Annotated in this window: 26 protein-coding genes and 1 pseudogene; 21 read left to right on the top strand and 6 right to left on the bottom strand. The window is 51.4% G+C overall.

Annotated elements, in window-relative coordinates; translation table 11 throughout:
* The 5 genes from QUE89_RS11950 to pilB all read right to left on the bottom strand — a co-directional run bounded on the left by QUE89_RS11950 (position 1) and on the right by pilB (position 5,575).
* Positions 1-1,098 carry a hypothetical protein gene (locus tag QUE89_RS11950; protein WP_286220304.1) on the bottom strand — a complete coding sequence of 366 codons (1,098 nt, stop codon included), beginning with the start codon at positions 1,096-1,098 and terminating at the stop codon, positions 1-3.
* Positions 1,091-1,690, bottom strand: a complete 600-nt coding sequence (coaE, locus tag QUE89_RS11945; protein ID WP_286220303.1) for a dephospho-CoA kinase — start codon at positions 1,688-1,690, stop codon at positions 1,091-1,093. The genes QUE89_RS11950 and coaE overlap by 8 nt, the downstream gene beginning before the upstream one ends.
* Positions 1,691-1,693: 3 nt before the next feature.
* Positions 1,694-2,569 carry a prepilin peptidase gene (locus QUE89_RS11940; RefSeq protein WP_286220302.1) on the bottom strand — a complete coding sequence of 292 codons (876 nt, stop codon included), beginning with the start codon at positions 2,567-2,569 and terminating at the stop codon, positions 1,694-1,696.
* A 67-nt stretch (positions 2,570-2,636) separates the two neighbouring features.
* Positions 2,637-3,860, bottom strand: a complete 1,224-nt coding sequence (locus tag QUE89_RS11935) for a type II secretion system F family protein (protein ID WP_286220301.1) — start codon at positions 3,858-3,860, stop codon at positions 2,637-2,639.
* Between the two features lie 2 nt (positions 3,861-3,862).
* Complete coding sequence (gene pilB / locus QUE89_RS11930) at positions 3,863-5,575, bottom strand: type IV-A pilus assembly ATPase PilB (RefSeq protein WP_286220300.1); 1,713 nt, start codon at positions 5,573-5,575, stop codon at positions 3,863-3,865.
* A 401-nt stretch (positions 5,576-5,976) separates the two neighbouring features.
* Here pilB and QUE89_RS11925 point away from each other — a divergent pair, with 401 nt between their 5' ends.
* From QUE89_RS11925 to QUE89_RS11915, 3 genes are all read left to right on the top strand, one after another.
* A complete protein-coding gene (locus tag QUE89_RS11925) occupies positions 5,977-6,471 on the top strand; it encodes a pilin (RefSeq protein WP_434784111.1) in 495 nt (164 codons plus the stop codon).
* A 112-nt stretch (positions 6,472-6,583) separates the two neighbouring features.
* Entirely contained in the window at positions 6,584-8,113 is a 1,530-nt protein-coding gene (locus QUE89_RS11920) for an O-antigen ligase family protein (RefSeq protein ID WP_286220298.1), read from the top strand.
* On the top strand, positions 8,037-8,612 hold the full coding sequence (locus QUE89_RS11915) for a pilin (protein ID WP_286220297.1): 576 nt from the start codon (positions 8,037-8,039) through the stop codon (positions 8,610-8,612). Before QUE89_RS11920 ends, QUE89_RS11915 begins: the two co-directional genes overlap by 77 nt.
* On the opposite strand, the gene QUE89_RS11910 is transcribed toward QUE89_RS11915, so the two are convergent.
* Positions 8,609-9,970, bottom strand: a complete 1,362-nt coding sequence (locus QUE89_RS11910) for an MBL fold metallo-hydrolase RNA specificity domain-containing protein (RefSeq protein WP_286220296.1) — start codon at positions 9,968-9,970, stop codon at positions 8,609-8,611. The two genes, QUE89_RS11915 and QUE89_RS11910, sit on opposite strands and share 4 nt — an antisense overlap.
* Positions 9,971-10,059: 89 nt before the next feature.
* Here QUE89_RS11910 and cysQ point away from each other — a divergent pair, with 89 nt between their 5' ends.
* The 18 genes and pseudogenes from cysQ (at position 10,060) to QUE89_RS11820 (ending at position 24,671) form a co-directional block, all read left to right on the top strand.
* Positions 10,060-10,821 (top strand): 3'(2'),5'-bisphosphate nucleotidase CysQ, encoded by a 762-nt coding sequence (gene cysQ, locus QUE89_RS11905; RefSeq protein ID WP_286220295.1) that lies wholly within the window; start codon positions 10,060-10,062, stop codon positions 10,819-10,821.
* A 2-nt stretch (positions 10,822-10,823) separates the two neighbouring features.
* Positions 10,824-11,303, top strand: coding sequence for a transcription/translation regulatory transformer protein RfaH (gene rfaH / locus QUE89_RS11900; protein WP_286220294.1), 480 nt, complete (start codon positions 10,824-10,826; stop codon positions 11,301-11,303).
* A 91-nt stretch (positions 11,304-11,394) separates the two neighbouring features.
* On the top strand, positions 11,395-12,153 hold the full coding sequence (locus QUE89_RS11895; protein WP_286220293.1) for a Wzz/FepE/Etk N-terminal domain-containing protein: 759 nt from the start codon (positions 11,395-11,397) through the stop codon (positions 12,151-12,153).
* Between the two features lie 211 nt (positions 12,154-12,364).
* Positions 12,365-12,778: a hypothetical protein gene (locus QUE89_RS11890; protein WP_286222945.1), complete on the top strand. Its 414-nt coding sequence runs from the start codon at positions 12,365-12,367 to the stop codon at positions 12,776-12,778.
* Positions 12,753-13,547 (top strand): annotated as a pseudogene (locus QUE89_RS11885) (SLBB domain-containing protein); the annotation flags it as partial. The gene QUE89_RS11890 and the pseudogene QUE89_RS11885, both read left to right, overlap by 26 nt.
* 9 nt (positions 13,548-13,556) lie before the next feature.
* On the top strand, positions 13,557-14,162 hold the full coding sequence (locus QUE89_RS11880; protein WP_286220292.1) for a Wzz/FepE/Etk N-terminal domain-containing protein: 606 nt from the start codon (positions 13,557-13,559) through the stop codon (positions 14,160-14,162).
* 3 nt (positions 14,163-14,165) lie between these two features.
* Positions 14,166-14,528: a GNVR domain-containing protein gene (locus QUE89_RS11875; protein ID WP_286220290.1), complete on the top strand. Its 363-nt coding sequence runs from the start codon at positions 14,166-14,168 to the stop codon at positions 14,526-14,528.
* 50 nt (positions 14,529-14,578) lie between these two features.
* A complete protein-coding gene (gene tviB, locus QUE89_RS11870; RefSeq protein WP_286220289.1) occupies positions 14,579-15,853 on the top strand; it encodes a Vi polysaccharide biosynthesis UDP-N-acetylglucosamine C-6 dehydrogenase TviB in 1,275 nt (424 codons plus the stop codon).
* A 3-nt stretch (positions 15,854-15,856) separates the two neighbouring features.
* Positions 15,857-16,879 (top strand): NAD-dependent epimerase/dehydratase family protein, encoded by a 1,023-nt coding sequence (locus QUE89_RS11865; protein ID WP_286220288.1) that lies wholly within the window; start codon positions 15,857-15,859, stop codon positions 16,877-16,879.
* Positions 16,880-16,885: 6 nt separating this feature from the next.
* Positions 16,886-17,950 (top strand): dTDP-glucose 4,6-dehydratase, encoded by a 1,065-nt coding sequence (gene rfbB / locus QUE89_RS11860; RefSeq protein ID WP_286220287.1) that lies wholly within the window; start codon positions 16,886-16,888, stop codon positions 17,948-17,950.
* Positions 17,947-18,825 carry a glucose-1-phosphate thymidylyltransferase RfbA gene (rfbA, locus tag QUE89_RS11855; protein ID WP_286220286.1) on the top strand — a complete coding sequence of 293 codons (879 nt, stop codon included), beginning with the start codon at positions 17,947-17,949 and terminating at the stop codon, positions 18,823-18,825. Before rfbB ends, rfbA begins: the two co-directional genes overlap by 4 nt.
* Positions 18,815-19,231, top strand: coding sequence for a sugar 3,4-ketoisomerase (locus tag QUE89_RS11850; RefSeq protein WP_286220285.1), 417 nt, complete (start codon positions 18,815-18,817; stop codon positions 19,229-19,231). Before rfbA ends, QUE89_RS11850 begins: the two co-directional genes overlap by 11 nt.
* Positions 19,228-19,692 carry an acyltransferase gene (locus QUE89_RS11845; RefSeq protein ID WP_286220284.1) on the top strand — a complete coding sequence of 155 codons (465 nt, stop codon included), beginning with the start codon at positions 19,228-19,230 and terminating at the stop codon, positions 19,690-19,692. Before QUE89_RS11850 ends, QUE89_RS11845 begins: the two co-directional genes overlap by 4 nt.
* Positions 19,689-20,822 carry a DegT/DnrJ/EryC1/StrS family aminotransferase gene (locus tag QUE89_RS11840; RefSeq protein ID WP_286220283.1) on the top strand — a complete coding sequence of 378 codons (1,134 nt, stop codon included), beginning with the start codon at positions 19,689-19,691 and terminating at the stop codon, positions 20,820-20,822. Before QUE89_RS11845 ends, QUE89_RS11840 begins: the two co-directional genes overlap by 4 nt.
* Before the next feature lie 10 nt (positions 20,823-20,832).
* Entirely contained in the window at positions 20,833-22,437 is a 1,605-nt protein-coding gene (locus QUE89_RS11835) for an aldolase catalytic domain-containing protein (RefSeq protein ID WP_286220282.1), read from the top strand.
* On the top strand, positions 22,434-23,126 hold the full coding sequence (locus QUE89_RS11830; protein WP_286220281.1) for an acylneuraminate cytidylyltransferase family protein: 693 nt from the start codon (positions 22,434-22,436) through the stop codon (positions 23,124-23,126). The genes QUE89_RS11835 and QUE89_RS11830 overlap by 4 nt, the downstream gene beginning before the upstream one ends.
* Positions 23,123-23,785 (top strand): HAD family hydrolase, encoded by a 663-nt coding sequence (locus QUE89_RS11825; RefSeq protein WP_286220280.1) that lies wholly within the window; start codon positions 23,123-23,125, stop codon positions 23,783-23,785. The genes QUE89_RS11830 and QUE89_RS11825 overlap by 4 nt, the downstream gene beginning before the upstream one ends.
* Entirely contained in the window at positions 23,778-24,671 is an 894-nt protein-coding gene (locus tag QUE89_RS11820) for a hypothetical protein (RefSeq protein WP_286220279.1), read from the top strand. The genes QUE89_RS11825 and QUE89_RS11820 overlap by 8 nt, the downstream gene beginning before the upstream one ends.
* The last annotated feature ends 14 nt before the right edge of the window (positions 24,672-24,685 follow it).

The following is a 24,685-nucleotide window of genomic DNA, read 5'->3' as shown; positions in this document are numbered from 1 at the left end:
TTAATCCAGGTAAGGGCGTTCAAGGCTGCCGGAAAAATACAATTCTATCCTGAAAAGCACCGACGCCCGATCCTTGAAACTCTCTTCCCGCGGAAATTCCAGGGCAGGTATTACTTCCGCGTAAACCCAGTCGCTGTGCAGGCGGTACCGCCAGGTCAAGTCCGCAAAGGCTGTGGTAGGGCGCCAGGAGGGCTGGCTTTCCCCCAGAACCCCCAGTCGGGGCGTCAGGGTTGAGCGGTTGTTCAGCCGCTTATCGACACTGAAGATCTGGGCCGCCACGAACTTCCGATCCCTGTGCACCCACTCCAGTTCTGAAGAAGACTGAAAATACCAGCCATTACCGACCGAGCGGCCAAAGCCAAGCCAGGTGCGTTCGCCCCAGCCATCACTGTGGTAGTAATAGAAACGTTGCTGGACATTCATCAGCCAGTTATCGTCCAGCCGCCATTTCTTCTGGGCCGTGGCACGCCAGAATGCATCGGGCGGAAATCTCAGGCGCGCACCCACGTCATTGGATAAGTTGATGGCATCGCCGATCTGGGTCAGATAACGCAGGGCACCGGTGGTGTCGGTGTCGGTACGATCGGTTTCTGTTAATTGACGGTCTCGCTGCCGCTCTTCCAGCGGGATCAACTCTTCGCTCTCACTCTCAATGACCAGGCGAAGTTTGCGACGGGTAGTGGGAACATCGAGACGGAATCGGGCCTCCGGCTCGAATTGAAACGGATCGCCGTACTCTGATTCGGTAGCAAATCCAACGCGAAGGTAACTGGCGTTGTTGGGAAGGTCGTGCTGACTGCCTGACAGCGTGCGATCTGCCCATTGACCGAGCCTTTGAATCTTGGGGTTTTGAGTTCGCCCCTGCAGCAATACCCAGTTGCTGAATTCGAACCAGTAGGAATCCCTGGGCTCGTCCCAGTACTCCTCGGGCGAGAAAGTATAGAAGGACTCAGGCAAGGAATCGGGCGACAGTACACCGGGCACCGGGCGCTCCTGAATCTGGAATACAGGTTCAGCTGCCTGAGCGGGTGCATGGGACAAGAAAAAGCATGCGGCAGTGATGCCGGTCAGCAGGGAACGAGAGTAGCGGTCAGGCAAAGTCCACCAACATCTTTTTATGCAATTCATGAACCTGACGCTCCACGTCAACGTGTGGACGGTTGTTATCAATTATAGCGTCGGCCTTCGCACGCCGCTGATCCCTGGGCATCTGCGCAGCAACAATTCGGTTAACTTGATCGTGAGAGTTGGCATCCCGCGCCACGGTACGCTCGATCTGAACCTCAACTGGGACATCCACCACCAGGGCGTAATCCACAAGTTGGTGTTGGTCGGTTTCGAACAACAGGGGAGTGACCAGAAGCACGTACGGCAGTGAGTAATGTTCCGGCTTCAGCTGGCGGATCAGCTCTTCCCGGATGACTGGGTGCAGCAGCGCTTCCAGCCACTCGCGCTCCTCCGGTGTTTCAAACACAATGGTCCGAAGCTTTGCGCGGTCAAGGGCACCGGCGGCATCCAGGATGTCTGCACCAAAATGTTCGGCAATAGCTTTGAGTGCAGGTGTGCCCGGCTCAACCACTTCGCGGGCAACATCGTCCGCGTCGACCCAGTGGACGCCAAGATCCCCGAACATGCGGACAACAGTCGATTTGCCGGAGCCGATTCCGCCGGTAAGGCCTACGATCGCCATCAGTTACACACCCAGAAAGCCAAACCAGAAACGCTGGATCTCGGTTCCAAACCAGAGGCACAGTAGGCCCGCAGCCGCCAGGTAGGGCCCGAAAGGAATTGGTACCTCGCGGCCATGCTTCTTGAAAATCATCAGGCTGATGCCCACCACCGCACCAACCACGGAAGACAGCAGGATTACCGCCGGCAGCAGCTGCCAGCCCAGCCACGCGCCTAGTGCGGCCAGTAGTTTGAAGTCACCATGCCCCATGCCTTCCTTGCCAGTGACCAGTTTGAACAGCCAGTACACTGACCACAGGGACAGGTAGCCCCAGACTGCGCCCCAGAAAGCGCTGGTGAAGTCGGTCAGCACGCCAAAGTAATTCAGGACCAGGCCGAGCCAGAGCAGGGGCAAGGTAATGCTGTCCGGTAACAGTTGGGTGTCGAAATCGATCACCGTCAAAGCTACCAGAGACCATACTAGCAACAACGACCAAAGCGTGGCCTCGGTGGGGCCAAGCAGTGCAATGGTCACAATGGAGAGCAGGGCGGTGATTGCTTCGATGATCGGGTAGCGGGGTGAAATACCCGTCTTGCAGGAGGCGCACTTGCCGCCAAGTACCAGGTAACTGACCACCGGAATGTTTTCCCAGGCTCGAATAGTGTGGCCACAGGAAGGGCAGGTCGATGCCGGTTTGGACAGGGTGATCTGCTCTTCCGGCTTTCTCTGGTTTTCAGGCAGTTCCAGGAATTCCTCGCATTGGCAGCGCCAGTCCTGATGCATCATCTTGGGCAGGCGCAGGATGACTACGTTGAGAAAGCTGCCGATGCAGAGGGATAGCAGGGTGACGGACAGGAACAAAAGCCAGGGCGTCGCCAGAAGTGTGTCTAGTGTGAGCATTGGGCGTCCATTAAAACGAGAAAGGCCGGGTTACGGTGAGTAGCCCGGCCATGGTAGCTAGGGGTGATTAACCGACGACCTGGCCCATCTGGAAGATGGGGAGGTACATGGCGATGATGAGGCCGCCAACGAGAACACCCAGAACCGACATGATCATGGGTTCCATGAGAGCAGTCAGGTTATCGACCATGTCATCAACAACGGCCTCGTAGTGCTCAGCAACCTTCTGAAGCATCTCATCCAGATTACCGGATTCTTCACCAATGGCCGTGAGCTGCACCGCCATAACCGGAAAGATATCCTGCTGGCGCATGGAAGCCTGGAGCTGTGTACCGCTGGAGACATCGTTTTTTATTCGCATGATGGCGTCCCGGTACACGGCGTTACCTGTCGCTCCAGCAACGGAATCAAGCGCGTCGACGAGAGGAACGCCGGCTGCGAAGGTTGTCGACAGTACACGGCCGAACTTGGCAACGGCAGACTTATCAAGAATTTCACCGACAACCGGCAATTTTAAAACGTACTTGTCGATAAAGTCAGAGAACTTCTGGGACCTGCGTACGGCTTCCTTAAATAAGAAAATGGTGCCGACAATCCCGAGTAACACGACAAACCACCAGGTTTGCATCCATTCCGATAATCGGACGACAAACTGAGTAAAGACCGGAAGCTCGGCACCAAAGCCCTTGAACAGGCTTTCAAATTGAGGGACTACCTTCACGAGAAGAATCGCGGTCACAATGATGGCTACAACAACGACCGCAATAGGATAGGTCATTGCCTTTTTAACTTTCTTCTTCAGCAGTTCAGTCTTTTCAAGGTAGGTGGCGATCCGGTCCAGCATCTGTTCCAGTGCACCGGCTTTTTCGCCGGAATCAACCAGGTTGCAGTAAAGATCATCAAAATGTTTTGGGTGCTTGCTAAGCGCACCGGCGAAACTGGTTCCTGATGAGATGTCATTGCGAATGCTCATCACCAGTTCTTGCAAGCCCTTGTTTTCAAGACCGTCGGCAACGATGTCAAAGCTCTGCACCAGCGGCACGCCCGCTTTCATCATGGTCGCGAGCTGTCGGGTCAGCATCGCAATGTCGAAAGGCGATATTTTTTTGCTGCCACCACCAAACAGTGGCTTGGGCTTCTTTTTGACCTTGTCTGGAATGATGCCCTGTTTGCGAAGCTGGGCCTTTACCAAGGCCAGGTTCGAACCGGTCAGCTCTCCCTTGGACTTGTTGCCTTTGCGGTCCTTGCCTTCCCAAACGTACGATTCCAGCTTTTGCGCTTTCTCTGCCATGCTTAATCCTTCGTGACCCGGTTGGCTTCTTCGAGGCTCGTGACACCCTCAATCACTTTCAAAAGTGCCGACTGACGCAAGTTTCTGAAGCCTTCGGCCTGAGCCTGCTGTGCGATTTTAATGGAGCTGGCCTCTTCCATAATCATGTTCGCCAGCTCGTCGGTGATCTTGACCACTTCGTAGATACCGACGCGGCCTTTGTATCCACCATTGCATTTATCACAGCCTTTTGGACGGTACAACGTGAAGCCTGTATCAATTTGTTCTTGTGTGAACCCTTCCTTCAAAAGCAAGTCGTTGGGAACGTCTGCCGCCTGCTTGCAGCTACAAAGGCGCCGGCCAAGGCGCTGGGCAATGATCAGGCTCACTGACGTCGCAATATTGAATGACGGTACACCCATGTTCATCATTCGTGTCAGTGTTTCGGCGGCACTGTTGGTGTGAAGGGTTGAGAGAACTAAGTGGCCGGTTTGGGCGGCCTTGATCGCAATGTTCGCGGTTTCGAGGTCTCGAATCTCACCAACCATGATGACATCGGGGTCTTGGCGCAGAAATGCTCGCAGGGCTTCGGCAAAACCAAGCCCGACACGCGTATTCACGTTAACCTGGTTAATACCTTCAAGGTTTATTTCCGCAGGGTCTTCAGCGGTAGAAATGTTCCGCTCATGGGTATTTAGGATGTTAAGGCCTGTATAGAGAGAGACGGTCTTGCCCGAACCGGTCGGGCCGGTCACGAGAATCATGCCCTGTGGTTGCTCAAGGGCAGTCATGTACATCTCTTTCTGGTCTTCTTCGTAACCGAGAACATCAATGCCGAGTTTTGCCTGGCTAGGATCAAGAATCCGCAGAACGATCTTCTCGCCCCAAAGGGTCGGCAGTGTGTTTACCCGGAAATCGATGGCTTTGGTCTTGGACAGCTTCATTTTAATTCGGCCGTCCTGGGGCACCCGGCGCTCCGAAATGTCCAGCTGTGCCATGATTTTCACGCGCGCCGAAATCTTGGGGGCCAGTTTGATGGACGGCCGGGATACTTCCTTAAGGATACCGTCAGTGCGATAACGTACCCGGTAGGTTTTCTCGTAAGGCTCAAAGTGAACATCGGAGGCGCCGCCACGAATGGCGTCAAGCAGCATCTTGTTTACATATTTAACGATGGGGGCGTCATCGACCTCAGTTGCAGAGACTGCGCCATCGTCTTCCTGTTCGCCTCCCTCAGTCTCGACGCCTTCCAGATCGGCATCGTCGAGATCGCCCATTGTGGTGTCTTGAGACTCAAGGTACTTGTCGATAGCCGCACGAAGTTTGGCGTCGTCAACCAGGACCGCATCTGTACTCAGGCCGGTATTAAACTTTATTTCGTCAAGGGCCTGAATATTAGTGGGATCAGAGACGGCAATAAACAGACGATTGCCCCTCTTATATAGGGGAAGAGCGTTGTGCTTCCGGATCAGTTTCTCGTCGACAGCCTTCTCGGGCATCATTTCTGGCAAAAAGGAGCTCAGGTCCAAAACCGAAACGCCAAACTCCATCGCCGCAGAAAACGCCAATCCGCTGCTGTTCGCAAGGTTGTTTTGCACCAGATAGGTGATCAACGGAATGCGATTCTGGGAGGCCTGAAGAAACGCGTCTTTTGCGGTCGCTTCATCCAGCAGTCCGTCGTCCACGAAACGTCTTGCCAGACCGGTGAGCGTTACATTGCTGTTGTTAGTAGCCATAAATAGAGTAAGAAGTGCTGCCTAAGTTATTGAAACCGATGTTTCGTCTGTTGAACTGAGTTTAGATGGCTACCAGTATTTTGGGAAGGCATTCGCGGCATTCATCTCTTCAATGTGGCAATATCCGGTGCCACTTGAGGTCGGAGAGATGGTCTGAGTGACGTTTAGCGTCACCTAGTGACGTGTTCAGGCGATCATTAAAGGCGTTAAAAAGTGCAATTCACATGAGGTTTAATAGTAGGTGTTTGAATTTAATGGGTTTAAAAGAGGGCTCTTTAAGTTGGCACGCTGGGTGCTTTCGCTTAAGCAGGCTCACCAAGCCGGCCATGGGGCAGGGCTCCATCGGTCCCGGGCCGTCAAGAGTTGATAACCGACAAACACAGAGGTCGACCATGAAAAATATGAACATCAACCACGCCCAGAAGGGTTTTACACTGATCGAATTGATGATCGTTGTTGCGATCATCGGTATCCTGGCGGCAGTAGCTATTCCGCAATATCAAGATTACACCGCTCGCGCCCAGATATCTCGGGTAGTTGGTGAAGTAAACGCACTCAAATCCAGCGCTGAAAGCCTCTTCAATAGCGGAGCCGAAGTTGTTGCGACTGCAGATAACCTGGCTGCAGACCCTCGCCAAATCAACATCGGTTGGACCGGTTCTAATCTTGTCGATGACGCTTATGGCGATGCTGCGGGTCTTCAAGTGACTAATGGCGAATTGCCAACTATGACTTGGTCTGTGCGGATGGGTGAAGACGCGTCCGGCTCGGTCCGGGGTGTAATCATTACTATCTCTCGCAGCCTTGCTGGCGCTTATACATGCGCAATGACAGGTGGAACAGCTGCTCAAGGTTGGAAGGATTCGTACGCACCGGCCAGCTGTGAGCATAGCTAAGAAAGCGTAGCGCTTCAGACCGTCAGAAGGTCGAGCGCTAATGAAATTCGAAAGCCCTGCCGATAGGCGGGGCTTTTGTTGTTAGTCGTGGTGTTGATTGTAGGGCTTACATGTGGCGCGGAAAGGGTATGGCGATTCTCTAGTTTCTCTGAAATTTTGCCGGTCCAACTCTCTTTACACGGGATTTCTCTTAGCCGTTTTTATCTCGGTTATTTTCGTTTCGCTGTTTTCGGATTTCCTGCCGGTTTGGATTGGCAGCTTCGCGGGCCAGCGCTTTTTTCAGATATTTCTTCTTGTTTTTGTAGTGTTTTTCGTCCTTATAGTTCCTTCCAGTGATGCCCGCGCTAATCTGTGGGTCGACAACTGGCCTGCGTTTTTGGTTTCTATCGCGTTTCTCATTTTTGCTGCACCGCTCACTGTAAGTGATTACCGCTGGGTTGAAGCGGGGCTGTTTGCATTTTTCTTTCTGGCGTTTTCAGTTTTGGGGTGGGGCATTCGCGCACGATGCTGTACTGAAAAAGTCGCTAGCACATTGGTCAGTGTTGTTGTGGTTGGTTGCTTTTTCTATGCGGCCATGAGCCTCACAGCGTATTCGTTCGCGATCGCCGATGACTTCTCTAAGCTCATTGATATCATTCCTTGGGGCTTCGTAAACATGCGGTACTGGAGCCATCTGGCTACCTGGTTCCTGCCGTTGTTTCCACTGGCGCTATTATGTGGGCGGCTCAGGAATAGCGGGCTTTGGAGGGTCGGGGTCTTTTTCACGGCGGGGATCTGGTGGTGGGTAGCGTTACTCACTATGTCGCGAGGGTCAGTGATCAGCCTGGGGCTTGCTGCGTTGATCGTGCTGACGATTTTCGGTCGGGCAGTATTACCGTGGTTGGCGGTTTCGATAAAGTTCCTTTTGTTGGGTGTCTTCCTATGGTGCTTGCTTTCCTGGGCAATACCGGAGCTGGTTTTTGGCGAAACGGTGATCCGTTCACTGCATGCTGGGGCCTCCGGGCGGTTCCCACTTTGGTGGGAGGCGTGGCAAATGAGTCTGCGAAATTTCCCATTAGGTATGGGTGTTCAATCATGGCTTACTCACCCTACAATTACGCCGGAATACTCGTCTGTGCAGAACTTCGGGCACCCACACAATATGTATTTGATGTGGGCGGCCGAGTATGGCTGGGCCCTGATGGCGTTTGTGGCGATTCTTCTAGGAGTAACCTTCAAAAGGCTTCTTTCGTTGCGTGGGCCGATTGTTTCTGGGGCGCGGGAGCATGCTTCCGTGATAGTCGCTTTTTCTGCATCCTGCATAGCGGGACTTGCTCACTCCGGAGTTTCTGCGGTCTTTATGGTTCCCGCCTCAATGTCAGCTGCCTTGGTGGTGCTGGCAGTCTTTTGGGCTTTGACTTTGCAGCCTAATGAGGGCGCCTCCGCTTCGAAAGGTTGGAGTGAAGCTAAATCAGGTCGAGCCGGTTCAAAACCGATGCTTGCGTGTGCCGTGCTGATTCTGGGCGTTGTCTGGGGCCAAGAGGTATGGCGTTACCATGGAGCAATGGAAGCGGACCTGGGCATCTATGCCGAAAGCCCCAGTGCTCCCTTTTTACCGCGCTTCTGGCTACATGGGTACTTTCCCCGCCCTGACAGTCAATGATGTTGGTCTGAACATTGCAAATGGTAGGTATGTGTTTTTTGTTGGAATGAAACTCATGCTTGGAAAAAACAGCGGTTTTACCCTTATTGAAGTCATGATCGTTGTTGTGATCGTCGGCATCATAGCTTCCATTGCCATACCAACGTACCAAGGCTATGTAATGCAATCCCAGATAAATCGGGCACTTGGGGAGCTGTCGGCCTATAGGTCGGCGGTGGAGGAGCGCTTGGTCCAGAATGGAGGCCTCGTTAATTCCGACATTGGCTATTCCCCCTCCCGCCTAACCACAGGTGCCGCTGCAACTGATATTGCAGTGTTCAATCCTGACGGTTCTGGTCACCTTCAGGTGACCATGGGGGGCAATGCTCACGGCGACCTCAGCGGGGTTGTATTGAGGTTTGAGCGGACAGTATCAGGTAACTGGAGTTGTGTTGTCGACACGAGCGGGGCAGCAAACTGGACGGACAGGTACAGTCCGGCAGGTTGCGCGGTCATTTAAATGTCCTTCTCTGAAAACATCTCCGGTACTTCAGTGTCCCAGCCAAACTTGTCACGAATCCGCTTGCGCATCACGTCACTTGCAACTACTTCCCCGTGAGTGACATACACTTTCCTAGGTCTGAGTGCGCCTTGCTCCAGCCAAGAAAGTATTTCGTCGAAATCGCCGTGCGCTGAGAGCGCATCCAAATTTTGGATGTCTGCTTTTACTGGCCAGTACTCACCGTGGATCTTTATTGAATCTGCCCCGTTGACCAGTGCATCTCCTCGAGTTCCGGGCGCCTGAAAACCCGCAAACACGACACTGTTCCGCTCATTTGGCACAAGTGTTTTCAAATGATGAAGCACCCGTCCACCACTCGCCATGCCACTAGCTGAAATAATCACGCAAGGGTAGTGGGTGGAATCCAGCTTTATAGATTCCTCCACCGTGCGGACAAATTTGGTATTGCTGTCGATAATCTCGCAGCGTGCTGGATCTAGCTTGTGCTCTTTGTGATGTTTACAGAAAATCTCGGTGGCTCGAATCGCCATCGGGCTATTTAAAAAGACCGGTAGCTCGGGAATGCGGCCCTCACCCATGATCTTGTGAATGACATAGAGCAGCATTTGGGCGCGGCCAACAGCAAAGGCAGGGATTAGTACGATTCCGCCGCGGCCGGCGGTGCGTTTGATAATGTTCGTCAGTTCTGTTTCGGGATCTGTTTCGGCATGCTTGCGGTCGCCGTAGGTTGATTCGCAGATTAGTACGTCTGCCTTCTGAATAGGTTCCGGCGGGCGCATGATGATGTCGTTCTGTCGTCCGACATCGCCGCTGAATACGACTGTCCTGTCAGTTTTCTTGTGATGAACATGCACGCAGGAAGATCCGAGGATGTGTCCGGCTGGGGTGAAAGTCACCTCCATACCTTTCACCGGTTCGAAGGCTTCGTGGTAATGAAGCGATTCAAAGTGCTTGAGTGCTTCCCGGGCATCTTTTTCCGTAAACAGAGGTTCAGGTTTTTCGTGTTTCGAGAACTTCTTCCTGAAGGCGTACTTGGCGTCTTCTTCCTGAAGAAATCCGGCATCGGGTAGCAGGACTTTGCACAGGTCATGGGTCGCCCTGGTGCAGTATATCTTACCTTTAAAGCCTTTCTTGACTAGCGCTGGCAGGTAGCCGCTGTGGTCGATATGAGCGTGGGTTAGAACGACCGCGTTTATGATTGAGGGATCTACAGGGAATTCGGCCCAGTTTCGACGGCGGAGTGTTTTCACCCCCTGATACATGCCGCAGTCTACGAGCAGTCGATGCTTGTCGGCCGAAAGCAAATACCTTGAGCCGGTAACTGTACCTGTAGCACCAAGAAATTGAAGTTTCATGCGGACACCTTTCTGACTATTTGCCGTGAGATGTTATTATCGTCCGGTTATGTGCCAGAAGTTTTGATCTGAAGCAGGAAGCGTGGTCTATGGAATACAGCTCTGTTCTCCGGGATGTCATCAAAGTTGCAGATAAGGCGAGCAAGCGCGTCCTCCATATCTACCAGTCCGACTTCAAGGTTGGCTACAAAGACGACAGCTCACCTATAACTGCAGCGGATCTGGCGAGCCATGAGGAGATCGAGAAAGGCCTGCGAACTATCAGTCATGACATCCCCATTTTGTCAGAAGAAGGTCGGTCGATTGACTGGCGTTACCGCAAACATTGGCGCCGTTTCTGGTTGATCGATCCGATTGATGGCACCAAGGATTTCACCCAGCGTACCGGTGAGTTCACGGTCAATATCGCTCTCATAGAAGATGGAGAGCCCGTTATGGGTGTAGTGACTGCGCCGGCGACGATGGAAGCCTATTGGGGACTTAAAGGTCAGGGCGCTCATAAGCGTGACCGGAGTGGAGCGGTCCACCGCATCAGTGTTTCTGAACCGAAGGCCGTTAAAAGGGTGGTTGCCAGCAAGAACCACCTGAATGAAGAAACAAGAGCTTACATAGCTGCGTTAGGCGACCATGAATTGGTTCAGGCCGGTAGCTCCCTGAAACTTTGCCGTATAGCTGAAGGTCGGGCGGATATATATCCTCGCCTCGGGCCAACCTGTGAGTGGGATACGGCTGCGGCTCATGCAGTGCTTGTTGCAGCTGGGGGCAGAGTTGAGAGACTCGATGGTGAGCCACTCCTCTACGGGAAGGAGGACGTGCTCAACCCTCACTTTATCGCTTTGGGTCGACGTTAAACATGGGGTGGTATGCAGTGCAGTACAAGCCGGCGCAGGGTGATCGCGCTCTGGCTCATCTGAAGAACCAGGAGATTCCCTGCTTCTACCCAAAGGTGCCGGTAGAAAAGATAAAGGGTGGTAAAAGAACACAAAAGCTGGAACCGCTGTTTCCCGGATATCTCTTTGTGAACCTTGAGCAAACAGACTCTGCGTGGTCCAAATTGCGCTCAACCCGTGGCGTTCTGAGAGTGGTTGGTTTTGCGCACAAGCCTGCAAAAATCTCTGATGAAGTGATTCAGCACATCAGGGACAGCTTGGATAAGGTGGCTGCACAGGGGGGGATCCAGTCAGGGAGTCAAGTGCAGTTGATGGAGGGCCCGTTTGAGGGCCTCAACGCAATTTTTCAGGCCTACGACGGAGAGGAGCGTGCCATAGTGTTTATCAACTTTATGCAGAAGCCGCAGCGCATAAGTGTTCCGGTAGCAGCGATAAAGCGATAAAGCGATAAACGCGAGCCCTCTGTAGCGGGAAATTCGTGCCCCTCAGATCAAAAGAACGATCTTTACTTAAACGCAACATGGTGGATTTGGAATGACGCAAAGTGAAAACACTAGCCGAGCCCGTTACGACGACGAGATTAGCCTGGTCGAACTCGCGTCTACATTTTTGCGGCGTCGGCGGGTTTTTTATGTTGTTTTCGTGGTAACGATGCTGGCTGGTCTCGTCTATGCCATTTTGGCACCCGCGAAATACGAATATGTCAGTCTGGTGAAAGTCGCTGAAAAGGGTTCCGGTGAGTATTTAGACGAACCCTCAAGTGTTATGGCGCAGCTTGAAAATCATTGGGTGCCTGAGCTCGAAGCGGCCTACCGCGCGGAACATGAGAAAAAGCTTCAGTTTGGAGTGGCTTTTGCAAATCCTAAGGATACAGGGTTGATTCGATTGGTGACGGAGGCAACGGCAGCTCAAGCGGAAACAGTTGATAGAATCCATGGCGAGTTAATGGGGCGGTTAGAGAAAACGCAAATCGTCGGAGTATCTAACCTTCGGGCAAAGCTCAACAAGCGAATCGAGTCATTGGATGCCACGGTAGAGATGCTTCAGGGGGCTGAAGATACAGGAGCTTCGATGGCTTTGGCGATTGAGCAGCTAGCTTCACTCGAAAATGAACTGGCATCGATTGAGTCTGTTGAGCTGTTAGTTGTTAGTCGGCAAAGTGCTGATCCAATAGGGCCGGCGAAAGTTCTGATCGTTACCCTGGCTGGTGTGCTGGGGTTGCTGGCAGGGATCTTTCTAGCGTTTTTTGCCGAATTTGCTGCTCTCGTGAGGGATCAAATGACTGATGCCTGATTCACTGGCAACGCTATCCGAGCTTTAACAAGATTTCACGCGTATAGGCCCGCCTGTAGTGTTTTTACGCCCGCTGTAACTTGTTCTGCGAACTGAATGCCGTAGAATCGGCGCCGCTCAACACAGCTCAGAAGGCTAACCCGTCGGAGGGGTTAGCCTTCTTTATCCGTCTATTGCAAAATTTCTGTCCGTTCGGAACTACATAATATTTATGGCCATAAAGCACTGGACGCTGGTCGGTGGGGCGGTAGCGTGCCTGGTATCTCTTTCAATTTCAGCCGCCCCATGGCTTGCGCCCGGTGATGCCAGGGCGCGATTTTCTGCTCAAAAATTATCTGATCGAGGGCACCTCAATCGCACGGTGACCACCTGGCCTCTGATGTGGAGCACCGTCCATAATGGCCTTGAGGTCAGCGTAGGATTCGACCAGTCCTCGGTGGGCTCAGCTGCAGCTTATCTCCGATTCGAGCAGGAACAGCAGGCAGAGAAAAGTTTCCGGGGCGAGTACAGTCTTTTCGGCAGTACCGAAATCTCGGCAACTCGCGGGTTTGATCAGAATTCCCTTGCAAAAGCTGGGACATCAGTTGATCTGCAATGGCAATATTTCACTCCAGAGTCGAGATAGAATTCTAATCAAATCCATACCGAATTTTGCCACAACCAGCACTATCGAGTTGAAGGGTGAAGTGCGGTACCCGGGCGAATACACTTTTCGAGATGGTGAGACTCTCAGGCAAGTGATTGAGAGGGGAGGCGGCTTGACTGAGAACGCGTTCCCGACGGGCGCTATCTTTACACGGGCCAAGCTGCGCCAACTGGAGGCGCAGCGTTTGCGGGAAGCGAAAGAACGTCTACAAGGCGATCTCCTTGGCGTGCAGCTTGAGGGGGATGGGTTCGGTGGTCAAAGCGGAGACCGGGTTCAACAAGTAGAGAGTCTTTTGGAAGAGGTTCAAGGTAGCCGTCCAGTTGGCCGAATGGTTGTCGACTTACCCGCCGTGTTAAACGACGAAGATTACCAATCGATTCGCCTTCAAGATGGCGACACCCTAACTGTTCCGGCAATTCCGCAGGCTGTTACCGTATTCGGCGAGGTTCAGTTCCCGACAAGTCATCTGCATCAGGCTGGTTTAACTTTAGATGATTATCTGGAGCGCTCCGGCGGACCCACTCGCCAAGCAGATGAAAGCAGGGTGTATGTTGTAAAAGCAGACGGCTCAGTAATGCTGCCAGAAAAAAGTCGTTGGTTTGGCGGCAGAAGCCAGCAGTTGGATCCGGGTGACACCATTATAATGCCCATCAATGTTGACCGGCTTAACCAACTTGAGTTGTGGACGAACGTAAGTCAGATCGTTTACCAGATGGCGCTTGGTGCAGCGGCAGTGGGGAATCTGTAGTGACCCAATATGAAAAATTACCAGATATTCTCGGAATATCTTGAAGATGATGAAATAGATCTACGCCAGTTGTTCGGCATCCTATGGTCTGGCAAATGGGTGATTGTTGTCGTCACCCTCTTGTTTGCTGTTGGCGGAGTGGCATACGCTTTTTCTCAACCGAATATCTATCAATCCACAGTTCTTTTGGCTCCCGCCAATGAAGATAGTGGTGTGGGAGGTATTTCTGGTCAGCTTGGTGGTTTGGCCAGTCTCGCAGGTGTCAGTCTTGGTAGTGGCCGCTCAAATCAAACAGTTATCGCCAAGGAAGTGCTTCGCTCCCGTGCATTCCTGGCAGATTTCATTAATCGCCACGATCTGGCGGTTCCTCTAGTGGCGGTGGAGGGCTGGAGCCACAATACAGGCAAGTGGCAATTCAACCGAAATATCTATAATCACGAAAGCGGGCAATGGTTGCGGAATAAAGAAGGAAAAAGTCTGCAACCTACAGATTGGGATCTGGTGAAGGTCTTCAAAAGCAAACACATTCGTATTAGCGAAAACCAGCACAGTGGCCTCTTTACGCTGAACGTTAAAAGCCTTTCTCCGGAGGCTGCCAGACAATGGGCCGACTGATTGGTGAACGACATTAACGATCACATGCGCAGAGAGGATGTGGCAAGTGCCGAGGCCCGGATTGCCTATCTGGAAAAAAAGCTGAACGACACCAACATTGCAGGTATGCAACAGGTGTTTTTTGAGCTTATCGAAAGTGAAACCCGTACCGTAATGCTTGCAAATGCCCAGCGAGAATATGTGTTTAGATCGATCGATCCGGCAGTTGTTCCGCAGGAGCCAAGTGAACCTAAGCGAGTTTTAATCGCCATGATTGCCACTTTGCTTGGCGGTATGCTCGGTGTTTTCATTGTGTTCATCCGGGCCGCTTCGAAAGATAGCCCCATATTAGTAACAGAGACTAATCCAGAGGCTTTAGCCTCATAGCTTCAACCCTATTCCCCTCAAATCCTTTGGTGAAAAAGTCAGCAACAACTATGCAAACAGATAATCTAAACCTTGCGGTAATAGGTCTAGGCTATGTTGGCCTGCCGTTGGCCGTTGAATTTGGAAAAAAACGCCCTGTTATCGGTTTTGATATTAACCAGAAGCGGGTCACCGAACTCCAGAATGGCCAAGACCACACCCTGGAAGTAAGCAGCAAGGAACTGGAACAGGCGGCCCAGCTTAGCTATACCTCGAGCGTTGAAGATCTCAAATCCGCCAACGTCTACATCGTAACGGTGCCGACTCCGATCGACGAACACAAACGCCCGGACCTGACCCCGTTGATCAAGGCCAGTGAAACCATCGGTAAAACTCTCAAACAGGGCGATATCGTAATATATGAGTCCACAGTTTACCCAGGGGCGACCGAGGAAGACTGTGTCCCGGTACTGGAGCGGGTATCCGGTCTAGTGTTCAACCGGGATTTCTATGCTGGCTACAGTCCGGAGCGGATTAACCCCGGTGACAAGGAGCACCGGGTCACCAACATCAAAAAGGTCACTGCGGGCTCCACTCCTGAAATCGCCGACTTGGTGGATGCGCTGTACAACGAAATTATTACAGTAGGCACCCACAAGGCGAGTAGTATCAAAGTCGCGGAAGCTGCCAAGGTCATCGAAAACACTCAGCGAGACCTGAATATTGCCCTGATCAACGAACTGGCGATGATCTTCAATAAGATGGGCATAGATACCGAGGCTGTCCTGCAAGCTGCAGGTTCCAAATGGAACTTCCTTCCTTTCCGTCCAGGCCTGGTGGGTGGCCACTGTATTGGCGTGGACCCGTACTATCTGACTCATAAAGCGCAGACCATTGGCTACCATCCCGAAATCATCCTCGCCGGCCGTCGACTTAACGATGGCATGGGTGCCTACGTGGTCTCGCAGCTCGTAAAGGCCATGCTCAAAAAGCGTATCCATGTTGAAGGAGCCCGGGTTCTCGTGATGGGGCTCACTTTCAAGGAGAACTGCCCGGATCTGCGTAATACCCGGGTGATCGATATCGTAAAAGAGCTGGGCGAATACAATATTGAAGTGGATGTATACGATCCTTGGGTAAGCAATGCCGAGGCTAAGAATGAATACGACATTGATCCCATTCCAGAGCCCAAGGACGGGCAGTACGACGGCGTGATCCTTGCTGTGGGGCATGATCAATTCAAGGCCCTTGGGGCAACTGGTATTAGGTCGCTGGTAAAGTCAGGCGGAGTGGTTTACGACCTGAAGTACATTCTTTCCGCACACGAATCCGACATCAGGCTGTAAACCATGACCCAATACGAAGAGTTGCAGAACACGCTAAACACCGTCCCGAAAACATGGCTGGTAACTGGCGTAGCCGGTTTTATCGGTTCGAATCTGCTGGAACACTTGCTCAAGCTAAACCAAACCGTAGTTGGACTGGATAACTTCGCGACGGGCCACCAGCATAACCTGGAAGAGGTAAAAGCCCAGGTCAGCCCTGGGCAATGGCAGCGTTTCTCATTTGTCGAAGGTGACATCCGCTCACTGGAGGATTGCCACCAAGCGTGCAGAGGTGTGGACTACGTACTGCACCAGGCCGCCCTGGGATCTGTTCCACGAAGCATTAACGACCCGATAACGACCGATGGCACCAATATTGGTGGCTTCCTGAATATGCTTGTGGCCGCCCGTGATGCTGGAGTCGCTAGTTTCACCTACGCTGCCAGCAGCTCCACATACGGTGACCATGCTGCGCTACCGAAAGTGGAAGAGAATATCGGTAAGCCGCTATCCCCCTACGCTGTTACCAAATACGTCAATGAACTGTATGCCGACGTCTTTGCCAAAACCTATGGTTTCAATACCATTGGCCTGCGCTACTTCAATGTGTTCGGCAAGCGACAAGATCCGAACGGGGCCTACGCTGCTGTTATTCCGAAATGGGCCGCAGGGATGATTCAAGGCGAGGATATCTTTATCAACGGTGATGGCGAAACCAGTCGGGATTTCTGCTTTATCGAGAATGCCGTACAGGCCAACCTGCTTGCCGCAACCGCAGAGCAAAGCGCCAAAAATGAAGTCTACAATGTTGCCGTGGGCGATCGGACCACGCTGAACGACCTGTTTAACGCGCTACAATCGGCGTTAGCAGAAAACGGAAATCCCTACGCTAAGCCACCGGTTTACCGGGAATTTCGGGCCGGCGACGTTCGCCACTCTCAGGCTGGTATCAGCAAGGCGGAGAGCCAGCTCGGTTACGAGCCGGAATACAGAATTAACGCAGGTATCGTCAAAGCTATGCCCTGGTATATTGAGAACGTAGGTTAAGCACCCATGAAATTACTGGTCACCGGCGGCGCCGGCTTCATTGGCTCCGCCGTTATCCGCCACATTATCTGGAACACTCGGGATGAAGTGGTTAATCTTGATAAGCTCACTTACGCTGGTAATCTCGAAAGCCTAGCAGCGGTGAGCGACAGCAGCCGCTACGCTTTTGAACAGGTTGATATCTGCAACCGCACCGAGGTCGACCGGGTGCTGAAAGACCATCAGCCGGACGCCATCATGCACCTGGCTGCCGAAAGCCACGTAGACCGCTCCATTGATGGCCCCGCCGAATTCATAGAAACCAACATCGTCGGCACCTACACCCTGCTGGAAGCGGTCCGCCAATATTGGCAAACACTCGAGTCCGAGCGCCGCGAGAACTTTCGCTTCCACCACATCAGCACAGACGAAGTCTACGGCGACCTGGATGGCCCGGAAAACTTGTTCACTGAACAAACACCGTATGCCCCGAGCAGCCCCTACAGCGCCAGCAAGGCTAGCTCAGACCATCTTGTTCGAGCTTGGTGCAGGACATATGGCCTGCCGGTATTGGTCACCAACTGCTCCAACAATTACGGTCCCTTCCATTTTCCGGAAAAACTCATACCGCTAGTTATCCTCAACGCTTTGGAAGGAAAGCCGCTGCCTGTTTACGGTAAAGGCGAGCAAATCCGCGACTGGCTGTATGTAGAGGATCATGCCCAAGCATTGTATGAAGTGGTGGCTGAAGGCAAAGTGGGCGAAACCTACAACATCGGTGGCCACAATGAGAAACGCAATATCGACGTGGTTCAGGCCATTTGCGGCCTATTGGAAGAGTTGGCCCCTGAAAAACCCTCTGGTCTGGTAAACTACCGTGATCTGATCACCTTCGTAACCGACCGCCCCGGCCACGACCTGCGCTACGCCATAGACGCCAGCAAAATTCAGAAAGAATTGGGTTGGGTGCCAAAAGAAAGCTTCGAGACCGGCCTCCGCAAAACCGTACTGTGGTACCTCAACAATCTGGAATGGTGCCATCGGGTACAAGACGGCAGCTATCAACGGGAACGCATTGGAGTTGGCGCATGAAAGGCATTATTCTCGCCGGCGGCTCGGGTACGCGGCTTTACCCAATTACCCTTGGAACTTCTAAACAGCTTTTGCCGGTTTACGACAAACCGATGATCTATTATCCGCTTTCCGTCCTTATGCTGGCCGGTATAAGGGATATTCTGATCATCACCACCCCGGAAGACGAGCCGAGTTTCAAGCGGAGCCTGGGCAGCGGTGAGCAGTTTGGCATCAAGCTTAGTTATGCGACGCAACCTAGCCCCGATGGCCTAGCCCAAGCGTTTATGATCGGCGAGGATTTTATAGGCAAAAGCAGCGTATGCTTGGTACTGGGCGACAACATTTTTTACGGCCAAGGCTTTACCCCAAAGCTGCGTGAAGCTGTAAAACGCACCGAGCAAGGGCAGGGTGCTACTGTCTTCGGCTACCAGGTAAAAGACCCGGAACGTTTTGGTGTAGTAGCGTTTGACGAAAACCACAAAGCGCTTTCTATTGAAGAAAAACCCGCCAAACCTCAATCCCACTATGCGGTGACTGGCCTGTATTTCTACGACAATCGCGTAATTGATATCGCCAAGTCCGTTGCACCCTCGCACCGTGGCGAACTAGAAATTACGGACGTAAACAAAGTCTACCTAGAGGCGGGTGAACTGAACGTCGAGCGATTAGGGCGCGGTTTCGCCTGGCTGGATACCGGTACCCACGAAAGCCTGCTGGAGGCGGCGCAGTTTGTGGAAACCATAGAGAAACGCCAAGGTTACAAGATCGCGTGTTTGGAGGAGATTGCTTTCAATAATGGCTGGTTGAGCAAGGCCCAGCTGCTTGCCCAGGCAAACGAGCTTAAGAAAAACAGCTACGGAACTTACCTGCAGGAGTTGGTTGATGAGCGATAAGGATACCAGCTTAGTCCAAGTGGTCGAATTCCCCTCACTCGGTGACGACCGTGGCTCGTTGGTCGCGCTGGAAGGCAAACAATCGATACCCTTCGACATAAAGCGTGTCTACTACATTTTTGGGACCCAGCCTGGTGTGGCGCGTGGTTTTCATGCTCATAAGGCTCTGAAGCAAATTGCGGTATGCGTCGTAGGCAAGTGCAGAATAATGCTGGATAACGGTGAGGAAAAAGAGGAAGTCTGGTTGGATTCTCCGACCAAAGGTCTGTTAATAGAAGATATGGTCTGGCGGGAAATGCACGACTTTAGCGACGATTGTGTCTTGATGGTGTTGGCCAGTGAGCATTATGACGAAAGTGATTATATCCGGGATTACGACGATTTTATCCGTCAGGTGAAATCATGAGTTTCATTCACCCGACGGCTGACGTCGCAAGCTCACAGATCGGAGAGGGGACCCGAATTTGGCAATTTGTTGTAATTCTTGAAGGCGCTTGTATAGGTAAGGATTGCAATATCTGCGCACAGACTCTGATCGAGGGTGATGTGGTTGTAGGGGACAACGTAACCGTCAAATCTGGGGTGCAGCTATGGGATGGAACCCTTATCGAAAACGATGTGTTTGTTGGGCCCAATGCAACGTTCACAAATGATTCGTACCCCCGTTCCAAAGTCTATCCAGATGCGTTTTCAGGTATAACGGTAAAAAGAGGGGCTAGTATTGGAGCGAATGCAACCTTGCTGCCCGGGATCTGTATCGGTGAGGAGGCAATGGTTGGTGCGGGTGCGGTGGTAACTAAAGATGTCCCCCCTCGTGCTCTGGTTGTTGGTAATCCCGCCCGAATTGTCAGGTATATTGAAACATGATTCCTTTTCTAGATCTGAAATCTATAAACAGCCAATATCGTGAAGAATTGGTGGAGGCTGCTACGAGAGTGATCGATTCAGGGTGGTATATACAAGGTACCGAACTTGGCGCTTTCGAAAAAGAATTTGCTGAATACTGTGGCACGGAATACTGTGTGGGCGTTGCCAACGGCCTTGATGCGCTTACCCTCACTCTCCGAGCCTGGAAAGAGATGGGCAAGATCAAAGAGGGCGATGAAGTTATTGTGCCAGCAAATACCTACGTTGCCAGCATCTTAGCGATTACTGAAAATGGCCTTACGCCCGTGTTGGTCGAGCCGGACGAGCTCACACTTAACCTCTTTGCTGACGGTATTGAGGCGGCTTTAAGTCCTAGGACAAGAGTTGTTCTTGTTGTGCACCTTTATGGCCGTCTAGCTCCCATGTCAGACATCATGGCGCTAGCTAAAGCCCATGATTTACTAGTGCTGGAAGACTCAGCTCAGGCACACGGGGCTGGCATCAACGGGAAAAAGGCAGGTAATTGGGGCAACGCCTCAGGTTTTAGCTTCTACCCTGGTAAAAACCTCGGCGCACTGGGTGATGCGGGCGCGGTTACCACTAATGATGGCGATCTGGCACATGCCGTCCGCGCACTTGGTAACTACGGTAGCCATAAAAAATACGAAAACGTCTACCAAGGTGTAAACAGCCGTCTGGATGAAATGCAGGCGGCTCTGCTGCGGATAAAGCTTCGCTATCTTGACGTCGAAACCCTGCGTCGTCGGCAAATTGCCTTGGCCTATGCTCAAGGAATTGGCAACCGCGCTGTCCAGCAGCCAATTAGCGCAGACGAAACCATGGAGCGCCTAAAATGCCATGCGTTTCATCTCTATGTAGTACGCTCGGAGCAGCGAAACGCACTTCAACAGCACCTACAAAATGCTGGAGTGCAGACGATGATTCACTACCCGATACCACCGCACCAGCAGAAAGCTTATGCCAACTGGAACCAGCACCGTTTTCCGCTTACCGAAGCGGTTCACGGAAAAGTGCTGAGTCTTCCGATTAGTCCGGTGATGACGGATGCGGAGGTCAATGTGGTGATCGAAGCTGTCAACTCATTTGTTAATTCAAACTGTACTATTTGATGTGGTCAATATGAAGCTACTCGATTGCACGCTCCGTGATGGCGGATATTACAACGCGTGGGACTTCTCCACGGATTTGATCCACCAGTACCTCGATGCCATGCAGGCCTCCGGCGTAGACGTTGTGGAATTGGGCTTCCGTACCCTGAGGAACGATGGATTTCAAGGACCTTGCGCCTTCACTACGGATGACTTTATCCGTAGCCTCGCGATCCCTTCTGGTTTAGCCATTGGAGTGATGGTAAACGGCAGTGAGCTAGTGGGAGAGCTTTCACCGAGAGATGCATTGGAACGTCTCTTTCCCAAGCCGGCAGCTGAGTCGCGGGTCGATCTGGTTCGCATTGCCTGTCATGCTCATGAGTTCGAAAAGGCCTTGTCAGCTGTTAGCTGGTTGAAGGAGCGAGGCTATAAAGTCGGGTTTAATCTGATGCAGGTGGCGGATCGCACCGAAGAAGAAGTGAAAGCACTCGCCTGCCAAGCCAAGACCTACTCGATTGATGTGCTCTATTTCGCAGATAGCATGGGCAGCATGAACCCTGAGAAAGTTGGGCAAATCATTAAGTGGTTTCGTAGCGAGTGGAACGGCGCCATGGGGATCCATACGCATGACAACCTTGGGCTGGCGCTTTCCAATACACTGCGCGGTATAGATGAGGGAGTAATGTGGGTCGATTCCACTGTTACCGGGATGGGGCGTGGACCAGGCAATGCCCGAACAGAGGAATTGGCCGTAGAGATTGCAGAGCGTCGTGGCAAACAAGTCAACCTAGTGCCATTAATGACGTTGCTGCGCGAACATTTTAAACCGATGCAGGCAAACTACGGTTGGGGCACCAACCCATACTACTACCTCGCCGGTAAGTACGGCATTCATCCCACCTATATCCAAGAAATGCTCAGTGACTCGCGCTACAGCGAGGAAGATTTGCTAGCGGTAATTGAGCATCTCCGCTTAGGAGGAGGAAAGAGATTTAATCTCAACGCTCTGGACACCGCTCGGCATTTTTACCGTGGGGAGCCCAAAGGGCACTGGTCTCCGAAGGCACAGTTTGAAGGACGTGAGGTGTTGTTGCTAGGCACCGGCCCTGGCGTTGCCCGCCATCGTGAGGCGCTGGAGCGCTATATCCGGGCCTATGAGCCTTTAGTCCTGGCGCTCAATACACAAACATCGATTGATGCTCAGCTGATCGATGTTCGGGTGGCTTGCCACCCAGTTCGTTTGCTCGCTGATTGTGAAAGTCATGTCAGATTACCGCAGCCGCTGATCACGCCTTATTCCATGTTGCCTGATGATGTGAAAGTTGCACTGGCAGATAAGGAAGTACTGGACTTCGGTCTAGAGGTGAAGGAAGAAACGTTTGCGTTTTCGGAGACTTATTGCACCGCGCCAACCTCTCTAGTGATGGCTTATGCGTTTGCCATTGCAGCGAGTGGAAAGTGTCGCTGCCTTTTTTTGGCTGGTTTTGATGGCTATCCTGCAGAAGATCCGCGTAATACCGAAATGAACCGTGTCGTTAAGCAATTTCAAGTTTCTAGCGCCAATTTGCCGCTGATTGCGGTAACACCGTCGCGTTATGATGTCGATAAAGCAAGCGTTTACGGAATGATCAAATGACAGAAAAAGTGACCTGTTTTTTGCCTTGTCGGGCAGGAAGTCAACGTGTTGCGCGCAAAAATATCAAGCCTTTTGCAGGTTTTAATTTTGGTTTGATTCAAGTGAAGCTGCGCCAACTTTTGTCAGCTGAGTTAATTGATGAAGTAGTGCTGAGCACCAACGACGCAGACATTTTGGCTTTTGCGGAATCGCTAAATGAACCCCGACTACGTTTGCACAAACGAGTTGAGACCTTGGCAACGAGCGAAACGAGTACCGACGAACTCGTGGCACATGCACTTTCGCTGATAGACAGCGGACATATTCTTTGGACCCACGTGACATCGCCCTTTATTACCGAAAAGCACTATGACCTAGCGGTTCGAACCTATTTCGATAAGCTCAAGAAAGGATATGACTCTTTAATGACCACCACCAAGATTCATGCTTTTCTTTGGCAAGATGAAGAGCCTATCAATTATGACCGAAACTCCGAAAAATGGCCGCGTACTCAAACCTTGAAGGCGGTACATGAGGTTAATAGTGGTGCTTTTATTGCACCCAGCTCAACATACCGTGAACTAGAGGACCGGATAGGCCATCGCCCTTATCTCTATGAGCTGGACAAGCTTACCGGCTACGATATTGATTGGCCCGAAGATTTTATGATTGCGGAGTGCATGGTGGAGAAGGGGCTGGCCGGGGTATGAGTCTCCCCATCGCTATTAGTAATTATCTAACGCTAGTCTTCGACTGCGACGGTGTAGTCCTTGACTCCAACAAGGTCAAGACCAACGCTTTCTACCGGGCTACTTTGCCCTATGGCGAGGCCGCCGCACAAGCCATGGTGGAATACCACGTAGCCAACGGCGGCGTCTCGCGTTATAAGAAGTTTGCGTACTTTTTGGAGCAGATCGTTCCGGGTCAAGCTGACTCCGATCTCGCTGCATTATTGGAGGCGTATTCTGTAAACGTCCGTGAAGGCCTCCTAAGCTGCACCATTACTCCTGGCCTTGAAGCGTTGCGCCAATGCACGCCCAACGCCCGCTGGCTGATGGCTTCTGGAGGAGATCAGGCCGAGCTGCGGGATGTGCTTTCCAAACGCGGCTTAGCCGACCTATTCGACGGTGGAATATTCGGCAGCCCCGATGAAAAATACGAAATTATAAAACGTGAAATTTCTGCTGAGAATATACTGAAGCCCGCTTTGTTTATTGGCGATAGCAAGTACGATTATGAGGTTTCTGTATCTGCAGCTATAGATTTTGTTTTTCTTTCCGATTGGACAGAAGTTGAACAATGGAGTCGTTGGGCTCAGCAGAATAAAATAGTGTGTAAGCAAAGGGTAAGGGACCTATTAGATGTTTAGGCAGGCATTGAGAAGGATATATAAAGCGTTCCCTTTTATATTAAGGTTTTTGGGCAGGGATCTATATTTATATTTAAAGGCTCGGATAAAAGGTGCAGTCCCAGTCTCAGAATTAAAGATAGAAAAAAATTTCAATGACGTAGCCGTAGTAGGAAATGGTCCAAGCTTAAGATTGGATAAAAATAATTTCAGTATTTTAAAGGATAGCCACGATTTTATATGCGTAAATAATTTTTGTGACGATAGACTATATACTGTCATTAAGCCCAAGGTATATGTTTTCTTGGATGCATATTTTTTTTCAGAAAATGCGCATTCAGATTGGATTGAAAGGCGTGAAAAAACTTTTTCCATAATCAATGAAAAAACTGAGTGGCCTATGAAAATAATAGTGCCTCATTACGCGGATGAAAAAATACTGACAAAATCGATTCAAAATGAAAATGTGAAGATAATTAAGATTGCTACGCAGGGGCTTCCTTGTAAAGAATATAATGACTTGCTCGGCAAGGTATTTGATATGGGGATATATGGTCCACCCCAAATAAATGTTTTAATATATGGGATATACATCGGTATTATTTTGGGCTATGAAAAGGTTAATGTCTATGGCGCTGATCTTAGCTTCCACAAGGATATAAGTGTCGACCAAAATACCAATGACTTATATATAACATTTAAGCATTTTAATGAAAAAGACAATATTGAGGTGTTGAGAAAAAATCCAGATAAGGTTATGAAATGGAGGATGGCAGAATTGCTTCAACTTAGCGCTGACACATTTTCTGCGCATGAGTTGATGTCTGATTATGCAAAGTACAAGGGCGTTTCTATATTAAATAAGTCTAGCCAATCGTTGATTGATGCATACCCAAGAAATGAATAATTTTTCCGAAATAG

The organism is Marinobacter sp. LA51, assembly GCF_030297175.1.
Taxonomy (GTDB): Bacteria; Pseudomonadota; Gammaproteobacteria; order Pseudomonadales; family Oleiphilaceae; genus Marinobacter; species Marinobacter apostichopi.
This window is presented reverse-complemented; position numbering and strand designations above follow the sequence as displayed.

Coding starts and splice junctions, on each gene's coding strand:
- rfaH (WP_286220294.1), top strand. CDS start 10,824: ATGGGGTGGTATGCAGTGCAGTACAAGCCGGCGCAGGGTGATCGCGCT.
- QUE89_RS11925 (WP_434784111.1), top strand. CDS start 5,977: ATGAACATCAACCACGCCCAGAAGGGTTTTACACTGATCGAATTGATG.
- rfbA (WP_286220286.1), top strand. CDS start 17,947: ATGAAAGGCATTATTCTCGCCGGCGGCTCGGGTACGCGGCTTTACCCA.
- rfbB (WP_286220287.1), top strand. CDS start 16,886: ATGAAATTACTGGTCACCGGCGGCGCCGGCTTCATTGGCTCCGCCGTT.
- QUE89_RS11915 (WP_286220297.1), top strand. CDS start 8,037: ATGCCGAAAGCCCCAGTGCTCCCTTTTTACCGCGCTTCTGGCTACATG.
- cysQ (WP_286220295.1), top strand. CDS start 10,060: ATGGAATACAGCTCTGTTCTCCGGGATGTCATCAAAGTTGCAGATAAG.
- QUE89_RS11825 (WP_286220280.1), top strand. CDS start 23,123: ATGAGTCTCCCCATCGCTATTAGTAATTATCTAACGCTAGTCTTCGAC.
- tviB (WP_286220289.1), top strand. CDS start 14,579: ATGCAAACAGATAATCTAAACCTTGCGGTAATAGGTCTAGGCTATGTT.
- QUE89_RS11830 (WP_286220281.1), top strand. CDS start 22,434: ATGACAGAAAAAGTGACCTGTTTTTTGCCTTGTCGGGCAGGAAGTCAA.
- QUE89_RS11835 (WP_286220282.1), top strand. CDS start 20,833: ATGAAGCTACTCGATTGCACGCTCCGTGATGGCGGATATTACAACGCG.
- QUE89_RS11935 (WP_286220301.1), bottom strand. CDS start 3,860: ATGGCAGAGAAAGCGCAAAAGCTGGAATCGTACGTTTGGGAAGGCAAG.
- QUE89_RS11845 (WP_286220284.1), top strand. CDS start 19,228: ATGAGTTTCATTCACCCGACGGCTGACGTCGCAAGCTCACAGATCGGA.
- QUE89_RS11850 (WP_286220285.1), top strand. CDS start 18,815: ATGAGCGATAAGGATACCAGCTTAGTCCAAGTGGTCGAATTCCCCTCA.
- QUE89_RS11910 (WP_286220296.1), bottom strand. CDS start 9,970: ATGAAACTTCAATTTCTTGGTGCTACAGGTACAGTTACCGGCTCAAGG.
- pilB (WP_286220300.1), bottom strand. CDS start 5,575: ATGGCTACTAACAACAGCAATGTAACGCTCACCGGTCTGGCAAGACGT.
- QUE89_RS11895 (WP_286220293.1), top strand. CDS start 11,395: ATGACGCAAAGTGAAAACACTAGCCGAGCCCGTTACGACGACGAGATT.
- coaE (WP_286220303.1), bottom strand. CDS start 1,690: ATGGCGATCGTAGGCCTTACCGGCGGAATCGGCTCCGGCAAATCGACT.
- QUE89_RS11865 (WP_286220288.1), top strand. CDS start 15,857: ATGACCCAATACGAAGAGTTGCAGAACACGCTAAACACCGTCCCGAAA.
- QUE89_RS11820 (WP_286220279.1), top strand. CDS start 23,778: ATGTTTAGGCAGGCATTGAGAAGGATATATAAAGCGTTCCCTTTTATA.
- QUE89_RS11890 (WP_286222945.1), top strand. CDS start 12,365: ATGGCCATAAAGCACTGGACGCTGGTCGGTGGGGCGGTAGCGTGCCTG.
- QUE89_RS11880 (WP_286220292.1), top strand. CDS start 13,557: ATGAAAAATTACCAGATATTCTCGGAATATCTTGAAGATGATGAAATA.
- QUE89_RS11940 (WP_286220302.1), bottom strand. CDS start 2,569: ATGCTCACACTAGACACACTTCTGGCGACGCCCTGGCTTTTGTTCCTG.
- QUE89_RS11840 (WP_286220283.1), top strand. CDS start 19,689: ATGATTCCTTTTCTAGATCTGAAATCTATAAACAGCCAATATCGTGAA.